The organism is Brevundimonas sp. (genome assembly GCF_036399195.1).
Lineage (GTDB): Bacteria > Pseudomonadota > Alphaproteobacteria > Caulobacterales > Caulobacteraceae > Brevundimonas.
This window is the reverse complement of sequence record NZ_DASWNO010000184.1, coordinates 1-8,608: the sequence shown is the minus strand read 5'-3', so window position 1 is coordinate 8,608 and position 8,608 is coordinate 1. Positions and strand designations below refer to the sequence as shown.

Below are 8,608 nucleotides of genomic sequence, written 5' to 3'. Positions count from 1 at the left end.
CGCGCCGTTCACCAGCAGGTTCGGAATGCGCGCCGGCAGGACGACCGGCTCAAGCTCCTTCTCGTCGTAGTTCGGCTGGAAGTCGACGGTGTCCTTGTCGATGTCGGTCAGCAGGGCCGAGGCCGCCGGGGCCATCCGGGCCTCGGTGTATCGCATCGACGCCGGCATATCGCCGTCGACGGAGCCGAAATTGCCCTGCCCGTCGATGAGCATCAGGCGCATCGAGAAGTCTTGCGCCATGCGGACGAGGGCGTCGTAGATCGATTGGTCGCCGTGCGGATGGTACTTACCGATCACGTCGCCGACGATGCGCGCCGACTTCCGGTACGGCCGGTCGGGCGTGTAGCCGTTCTCGATGGCCCTGACCCTCGTGGACGGCCAAGGTAACTTCGGCTCGGTCGACGGCGATATGCCCGCCTCGATGCGATACACCGAGAGCCGGATGACGCGCGCGGCGACGGCGCTGCTGACGGACATCGACAAGGACACGGTCGACTTTCAGGACAACTACGACGGCAAGGAGCAGGAGCCGGTCGTCCTGCCGGCGCGCATTCCGAACCTGCTGGTGAACGGCGCGGGCGGCATCGCCGTCGGCATGTCGACCAACATCCCGCCCCATAACCTGGGCGAGATCGTCGACGCCGCCGTGGCGCTGCTGGACGATCCGAACATCTCCGACGACGCCATCCTCGACATCGTGCCGGGGCCTGACTTCCCGACCGGCGGCGAGATCATGGGCCGGACCGCGCCGCGCAACGCCCTGCGCGAGGGCCGGGGCTCCGTTATGGTCCGCGGCGTCGCGACCATAGAGACGATCCGCAAGGACCGCGAAGCCATCGTCATCACCCAGCTGCCCTATCAGGTGAACAAGCAGACCCTGATCGAGCGCATCGTCGAGATGGTGCGCGAAAAGCGCATCGAGGGCATCTCCGACGTCCGCGACGAATCCGATCGCGATGGCATGCGGATGGTCATCGAGCTGAAGCGCGACGCCTCCGGCGACGTGGTGCTGAACCAGCTATGGCGCTTCACCGCCCTGCAGAGCTCGTTCGGCGTCAACATGCTGGCGCTGAACCACGGCCGGCCCCAGCAGATGGGCCTGCGGCAGCTGCTGGAAGCCTTCCTCGAGTTCCGGGAAGAGGTGGTCGTCCGCCGCATCAAGTTCGAACTGGCCAAGGCCCGCGACCGCGGCCACGTGCTGGTCGGTCTGGCCGTGGCAGTCGCCAACATCGACGAGGTCATCCACATCATCCGCTCGTCGGCCGATCCGACCGAGGCGCGCGAGCGGCTGCAGGCCAAGAGCTGGCCCGTCGGCGACATGATCGCCCTAATCGAGCTGATCGCGGATCCGCGCTCGATGCTGGTTGACGGCGACAAGCTGAACCTGACGGACGAACAGGCGCGCGCCATCCTCGCCCTGACGCTCAGCCGCCTGACCGGCCTCGGCCGCGACGACATATTCGGCGAGGCCCGCAGCCTGGCCGACACCATCCAGGGCCACCTGACCCTTCTCAGCGACCGCGCCAACATCATCGCCGTCATCCGTGAGGATTTGCTGGCGGTGAAGGACGAGTTCGCCGTACCGCGCCGCACCGTCATCGGCGAGGGCGATTTCGAGCTCGAGGACGAGGACCTGATCCCGCGCGAGGACATGGTCGTCACCGTGACCCACGGCGGCTACGTCAAGCGGGTGGCGCTGAACGCCTATCGGACCCAGCACCGCGGCGGCAAGGGCCGCTCGGGCGTGGCGATGAAGGAGGACGACGCCGTCGTCGGCGTGTTCTCCGCCTCGACCCACACGCCGGTGCTGTTCTTCGCCACCAACGGCAAGGCCTACAAGCTGAAGACCTGGCGGCTGCCGCTGGGCAATCCGCAGTCGCGCGGCAAGGCCTTCGTCAACCTGCTGCCGATCGAGCCGGGCGACAGCATCATGAACGTGCTGCCCCTGCCCGAGGACGAGGCGGACTGGGCCAACTTCGACATCATGTTCGCCACCCGCTCGGGCGACGTGCGACGCAACAAGCTCAGCGACTTCGCCACCGTCAACCGGGCCGGCAAGATCGCCATGAAGCTGGAAGACGGCGACCGCATGGTCGGCGTCGCCCTGTGTACGGCCGAAGACGACGTCATGCTGACAACCGCGCTCGGCCGCGCCATCCGGTTCAAGGCGGACGATGTGCGGGTCTTCAAGGGCAGGGATTCCACTGGCGTCCGCGGCGTGCGCCTGCAGAAGGACGACGAGGTCATCTCCATGGCCGTGCTGGGCCGGGTCGACGCAACGCCGGACGAACGGGCGGCCTATGTGAAACACGCAACCGCCATGCGTCGGGCGACCGGCGAAGGCGAGGACGACACGCCCGTCGTCGAACCCGAGGATGAGACGGAGGTCGCCGTCGACGCCGCGCTGAGTGTCGATCGGATCGCGCAGCTGGGCGCGGCCGAGCAGTACATCCTGACGGTCACCGAGACCGGCTTCGGCAAACGCTCGTCGGCTTATGAGTACCGCCGCACCGGTCGGGGCGGGCAGGGGCTCACGGCCCATGGTCTCGGCGGTCGCGCGGGCAAGCGTCTCGCGGCCTCCTTCCCGGTCGAGGACACGGACGACCTGCTGCTGGTCACCTCCGGCGGCCAGATGATCCGCACCCCGGTCAGTCAGGTCCGCATCGTCGGCCGGGCCAGCCAGGGTGTGACCATCTTCCGGACCTCGGAAGGCGAGCGGGTTGTCTCGGTCGAACGCCTGCCGGACAGCGGCGGCGCTGACGACGGAACTGTCGAAGTCGAGGCGGACGGCGAGGGCGGCGAAAGCTGATCCATGGCGGGCGCCGTTGAACTCAGTGTCGACGGCGCGCCGGCTACGCTCGACGATCTGACCCATGTCGCGCTGGTCAACTATGGGGCCTACACCTCGTTCCGCATGGAGCAGGGCGGCGTCCGCGGGCTGGATCTTCACCTGGCGCGACTGGAGGCCGAGGCGGTCGAGCTGTTCGGGGAACCGGTCGGCGAGACCCGTCTGCGCGGGCTGATCCGGACGGCGGTGGGGGAGCGGGAGGACTGCTGGTTGCGGGTCAGCCTCTTTTCGCCGGAGATCGGGCCGCGGACGCCCGGCTGGATCGGGAGGCCCAAGGTGATGATTGCGGCGTCGCCGCCTCCATCGCCGCTCGCCGACAGCGTGCGCTTGCAACTGCAAACCTATGTCCGGGAGGCGCCGCACCTGAAACATGTGGCGACGTTCGGCCTGATCCGCGCCCGCCGCGCCGCGCAGGCCGCGGGCTTCGACGACGCCCTGTTCGTGGACGCCGAAGGTTATGTCTCAGAGGGAAGCCTCTGGAATATCGGTTTTCTCTCAGGCGACGAAGTGATCTGGCCGCAGGCGCCCATGCTGGCGGGAGTCGCCCAGGCGTTGGTGCATCAAGGCCTGGGCGGGTCTGGTCTCACGGGACGCACCGGGGCGGTGCATGCCGGGGAACTGGCGCATTTCGACGGCGCCTTTCTCTGCAACAGCGCCACCCCGGCCTGCGCCGTGGCCTCCATCGGCGACCACGCGTTCGCGACGTCGGCGGAGACCATCGACCGCCCTCGCGCCGCATGGGCTTCGAACCCGCCGCAGCCGATCTAGGCTGTTCGCGCGGCGCCTGCTAAACCAATCGCAGCGGGGGGGACTCACATGCGCATCGGTCTGTACCCCGGCACGTTCGACCCGGTCACCAACGGGCATATGGACATCATCGGTCGCGCGGTGAAGCTGGTCGACCGGCTGGTCATCGGGGTAGCCCGCAACGACGACAAGGGCCCGCTGTTCAGCACGGACGAGCGCGTCGAAATGGTGCGCGCCGAAGTCGCGCATCTGGGCGGAAAGGTCGAGGTCCGCGCCTTCTCCAGCCTTCTGATGCATTTCGCCGAAGAGCTGGACGCCAGCATCATCGTGCGCGGTCTGCGCGCCGTCGCCGACTTCGAATACGAGTTCCAGATGACGGCGATGAACCAGCGCCTCAATGCCGACATCGAGACGGTCTTCCTGATGGCCGACCCGCGGCATCAGGCGATCGCTTCGCGGCTGGTCAAGGAGATCGCCCGGCTGGACGGCGCGATCGACAGTTTCGTCAGCCCCGCCGTCGCTCAGGCGGTGCGGGCCAAGGTCAAGGCTTAGAATGACGCTCAGGATTACCGCGGCCGCGGCGTTGTTGGCGGCGCTTTTGGCCGGTGCGCCGGCCGTGGGTCAGTCCGTCGAGGAGTGGCGCACGGTCGCGCCGGAGAATCTTCTCGTCATCGAGACCGCCAAGGGCCGGATTCTCGTCGAGCTGGACCCTCGGGTCGCCCCAAGGTCGGTCGAGCGCGTACGGACCCTGGCGGACCAGGGCTTCTACGACGGGCTGAAATTCCACCGCGTCCTGCCCGGATTCATGGCTCAGACCGGGGATCCGCTGGGGACCGGCGAGGGCGGCAGCGAGCTGCCGGACCTGGCGGGTGAGTTCCAGTTCCGCCGGGGCCGCGATCTGGGGTTCGTGAGTCTGGTGGCGGCTCCGGGCGGTCAGCTCGGCGTGGCGGGATCGATGCCGATCTTCACCCAGCCGGACGCCCAGATGATGGTCACCGCCGACTTCAAAACCGCGGCGCAGGCGCTGTTCTGCGACGGCGTGGCGGGCATGGCGCGCAATCAGGACCCGAACAGCGCCAACAGCCAGTTCTTCCTCATGACGGGGGCCAACGACACTCTGAACGGGCTCTACACCGCCTTCGGCCGGGTCGTATCCGGCCTCGACGTGGTCAAGGCGCTCAAGGCGGGGACGCCGGCGGGCAATGGGCAGGTGGCGGATCCGGATGTGATGACTCGCGCCCGTACGGCGGCCGCATTGCCGCCGGCCGCAAGGCCGTCGGTTCGCGTCATGTCCAGCGCCAGCCCCGCCTTCCTGACGATGGTCGAGCAGAGGCGGGCCGAGAAGGGCGCGGCCTTCACCGTCTGCGATGTGCAGCCGCCGGCGGAAGTCACGGGTTGAAACGGTTTCGGGGGAGACAGGCGATGATGAAGGTCCTGAGCGGCGCCTTGGCGCTGACGCTGGTGGGCGCGGGAGGATCAGTCGCCCAGGACGCCGGCGGCACGCCCCCGCCGCCGCCTCCGCCGACCGCCGAGACCACGATCCCCGCCCCGGAATGGCGGAGCGTTTCGGCCGAGTCTCTCCTGGTCCTCGACACGACCAAGGGTCGGATACTGGTCGAACTCGCCCCCGAGGTCGCCCCGCTCCATGTCGAGCGAATCAAGCTTCTGGCCCGGCGCGGGTTCTACGACGGCGTGCCGTGGCATCGGGTGATCGACTGGTTCATGGCGCAGACCGGAGACCCGCTCGGCAATGGCGAGGGACAGAGCCCGTTCCCCGATCTGAAAGCCGAGTTCACCTTCCGGCGCGACGCAGCCATGCCGTTCGCCGCCGTCGCCGAGCCGTCGGGCGCACGGGTCGGCTTTCTGCACTCCCTGCCGGTCCAGACCCAGCCGGACTCAGCGTTCGCCCTGACGGCCGACGGCAAGGTCCACGCCTGGGGCCTGTACTGTCCAGGCGTGGCCGGCATGGCCCGCGACGAGGGCAATGACACCGCCAACAGCCAGTTCTTCCTGATGCGCCAGTCCTACCCGGCGCTGGACAAGCGCTACACCATCTGGGGCGCCGCGGTTTCAGGGCTGGACGTTCTTCGGTCGCTGCAGGTGGGCGACGGCGAGAACGGAATGATGGCGCAGGCTCAGCCCGATCGAATGACGCGCGTTCGGGTCGCCGCGGACATTCCGGAGGCTGAGCGGCCAAGCGTACAGGTTCTGGCGACCGATTCGCCCCGTTTCCGCGCGCTCGTCGAGGAGACGCGACAGGCTCGGGGCGCGGACTTCTCGGTCTGCGACCTGACGCTGCCGGTTCAGGTCGTCAACTAGCCGAGCCGGGTCTGCGTCTCCGCCGCCGGCGGGGAGCGCGATCGGCGCGCATCTGTTGCAGCAGGAGGCCTTCCCTCAGGCCCCGGTCGGCCACCCGCACGCGCTCGGACGGCCAGGCCCGCTGAACCGCCTCCATGATAGCCGCCCCCGCGAGGACGAGGTCGGCGCGGTCCGGTCCAATGCAGGATTCCGCGGCCCGTCCAGCGGGACCAAGCGCCATCAGCGTTTCCGCCGCCTTTCCGCAGTCACCACTGGTCATCCACAGGCCGTCGACGAGGTTCCGCTGGTACCGCTTAAGGCCCAGATGGATGCCCGCCAGACTGGTGATCGCCCCGGATGTTCCGATCATGTGGCCCCGTCCGCTCGCGAACAACTGGCGCAGGTCAGGGCTTACCGGCGCGGCGGCGAGCGCCTCGCTCATGTCGGCCACCATCGCCTCATACCAGCCGTCTAGCCCGGCTTCAGGTTCGGGATGCCGTTCCGCCAGGGTGACGACGCCGACCGGCGCGGACATCCACCCCTCGAGCACGAAGCCGGCTCGCCCGCGGCGCTTCATCCAGCTCAGTTCGGTGGAGCCGCCTCCGACATCGACGACGAGGACGGCCTCGGCTGACGCGTCAAACAGGTCGAGACAGCCTTCCACCGCCAGCCGAGCTTCCTCCGCGGGATCGATAATGCGCAGCTTCAGGCCCGTGCCGAGCCGGACTCGCTCGACGAAGGCCTCGCCATTCCCGGCCTGACGGCAGGCCTGGGTGGCGACGGCGATCAGCTTCGAGGACGGCAGTCCCTTGCGGGCGATCCGCTCACCGCAGAGCGCGAGGGCCTCATAGGCCCGGTCCATCGCCGCAACGTCTAGCTGACCCGTGCGCGACAGGTTCTCGCCGAGCCGGACGATGCGGCTGAAGGAATCGACCACGCGGAAGCCGTCGCGGGCCGGCCGCGCGATCAGCAGGCGGCAATTGTTGGTCCCCAGATCGAGAGCGCCATAGAGGGGCGCTTCGCGACCTGCTCCGTCCCCTCCGGCTCCGGCGCCGCTGCGGGCGCCCGGTCTGCCGGTTCGGGAAGGCTGGGACCGGTCGGCGCGCGGGGGCGCGTCGTCGGTCTCCGGCATGGGCCGAACTTTCAAGGTGGGCGGTCCGAAGCGGCGCCCGTCCCGAGCATCCTAGAACCGGCCCGCGCTCCACGCCAAGCGCATCTGACCCGAAAATGAACGAGTCGACGCGCCTTGGGCTCACGTCGGTTTAGCGATGATGCGGCCATGAGCCAGCACCTCGTCGCCAAATTCGCCCTCGGCCATATCGTCCGTCACCGCGACGCGGCCTTCCGCGGCGTGGTGATCGACATCGACGGGGGCTATGACGGTCCCCCGGCGGAGACGGGATCGTTCGCGCCGGACCAGCCCTATTACCGCGTTCTGGCGATGGGGCCTGACGGCGGCTTCATCGCCTACGCCGCCGAAACGGTGCTGGAGCCTGATCCTGAACAGGCCGTGCTGACCAGCGAGGTGCAACGGCGTTGGTTCACGATTGATTCCCGCGGCCGTCACGCCCCCGTGGCCCATGCCATCCACTGACGCGCTGGCGCAGCCGGCCGCGCAGCCCTAGATTGGCGGCAAGGGTCGGTCAGAGCCCGGTTGCGGAGACGTCAGGATGTCAGATTTCGAGCATGTGTTCGACAAGCCGCCCGAAGGCGCCGCGGCGGACTGGACGATCCCGCAGGCTTGGGGGTCCTACACCGAGGTCGAGCACCGCACCTGGGACACCCTCTACGCGCGGCAGATGAAAATCCTGCCGGGGCGGGCCGCCGACGTGTTTCTGAAAGGGCTGACGGCGCTGGATCTCAACACCGGCGGCATCCCCGACTTCGCGACCATGAATCCGAAGCTGCAGGCCCTGACCGGCTGGACCGTCGTGTGCGTGCCCGGTCTGGTTCCGGACGAGGTCTTCTTCGACCACCTCGCCAACCGCCGCTTTCCGTCGGGCCAGTTCATCCGTAAGCCGGACCAGCTGGACTATCTGCAGGAGCCGGACATCTTCCACGACGTGTTCGGCCATGTGCCGATGCTGACCGACCCCGACTTCGCCGACTACATGGAGGCCTACGGCAAGGGCGGGCAGCGCGCCGCCTCGCTGGGCATGCTTCAGAATCTCGCCCGCCTCTACTGGTACACGGTCGAGTTCGGCCTGATGCAGGATGCGGATGGGCTGCGGATCTACGGCGCCGGCATCGTCTCGTCAGCCACGGAGAGCGTCTTCTCGCTGGAGGATCCGTCTCCCAACCGCCTGGGCTTCGACCTCGAACGCGTGATGCGGACCCTGTACCGGATCGACGACTTCCAGCAGGTCTATTTTGTCATCGACGGCATCGAGCAGCTGAAGCGAGAGACGCTGAAGGATTTCGGCCCCATCTACGAGCGGCTGAAAGGCGCGGAGGCCATTCCAATCGAGACTGTCCTGCCGGACGACAGGGTCTTCACCCGCGGCACCCAGGCCTATGCTGAAAATGGCGGCCGGTTCGCCGCCTAGTCCGCGTGCGAGATCAGGCTGCTGCGCTTGGTGTCGCGCATGAAGATGTAGACCAGCAACGACACGCCGATCATGCCGGTGACGTACCAGAAATAGACCGCCTCCATCCCCGCGCCCTTGAACCACAGGGCGACATACTCCGCCGTGCCGCCGAACAGGGCGTTGGCCA

7 protein-coding genes and 2 pseudogenes are annotated in these 8,608 nt (G+C 68.1%); 7 read left to right on the top strand and 2 right to left on the bottom strand.

What is annotated here, in order from left to right; genetic code table 11:
- Positions 1 to 354 (bottom strand): annotated as a pseudogene (locus tag VGB60_RS08580) (DNA gyrase subunit A); the annotation flags it as partial.
- On the opposite strand from VGB60_RS08580, the pseudogene gyrA reads away from it, so the two are divergent.
- From gyrA to VGB60_RS08555, 5 genes and pseudogenes are all read left to right on the top strand, one after another.
- Positions 350 to 2,809, top strand: a pseudogene (gyrA, locus tag VGB60_RS08575) (DNA gyrase subunit A); the annotation flags it as partial. The pseudogenes VGB60_RS08580 and gyrA sit on opposite strands and share 5 nt — an antisense overlap.
- Before the next feature lie 3 nt (positions 2,810 to 2,812).
- Complete coding sequence (locus VGB60_RS08570; protein ID WP_331037851.1) at positions 2,813 to 3,616, top strand: aminotransferase class IV; 804 nt, start codon at positions 2,813 to 2,815, stop codon at positions 3,614 to 3,616.
- A 48-nt stretch (positions 3,617 to 3,664) separates the two neighbouring features.
- Positions 3,665 to 4,147: a pantetheine-phosphate adenylyltransferase gene (coaD, locus tag VGB60_RS08565; RefSeq protein ID WP_331037850.1), complete on the top strand. Its 483-nt coding sequence runs from the start codon at positions 3,665 to 3,667 to the stop codon at positions 4,145 to 4,147.
- Position 4,148: 1 nt separating this feature from the next.
- Entirely contained in the window at positions 4,149 to 4,994 is an 846-nt protein-coding gene (locus VGB60_RS08560; RefSeq protein WP_331037849.1) for a peptidylprolyl isomerase, read from the top strand.
- A gap of 26 nt (positions 4,995 to 5,020) precedes the next feature.
- Positions 5,021 to 5,914 (top strand): peptidylprolyl isomerase, encoded by an 894-nt coding sequence (locus tag VGB60_RS08555; protein ID WP_414644499.1) that lies wholly within the window; start codon positions 5,021 to 5,023, stop codon positions 5,912 to 5,914.
- Here the strand turns inward: VGB60_RS08555 and VGB60_RS08550 are convergent.
- Positions 5,907 to 7,025, bottom strand: coding sequence for a Ppx/GppA phosphatase family protein (locus tag VGB60_RS08550; protein WP_331037847.1), 1,119 nt, complete (start codon positions 7,023 to 7,025; stop codon positions 5,907 to 5,909). The genes VGB60_RS08555 and VGB60_RS08550 overlap by 8 nt on opposite strands.
- 147 nt (positions 7,026 to 7,172) lie before the next feature.
- Between VGB60_RS08550 and hspQ the strand changes: the two genes are divergently transcribed.
- Entirely contained in the window at positions 7,173 to 7,487 is a 315-nt protein-coding gene (gene hspQ, locus VGB60_RS08545; protein ID WP_331037846.1) for a heat shock protein HspQ, read from the top strand.
- A gap of 76 nt (positions 7,488 to 7,563) precedes the next feature.
- On the top strand, positions 7,564 to 8,439 hold the full coding sequence (phhA, locus tag VGB60_RS08540) for a phenylalanine 4-monooxygenase (protein WP_331037845.1): 876 nt from the start codon (positions 7,564 to 7,566) through the stop codon (positions 8,437 to 8,439).
- The last annotated feature ends 169 nt before the right edge of the window (positions 8,440 to 8,608 follow it).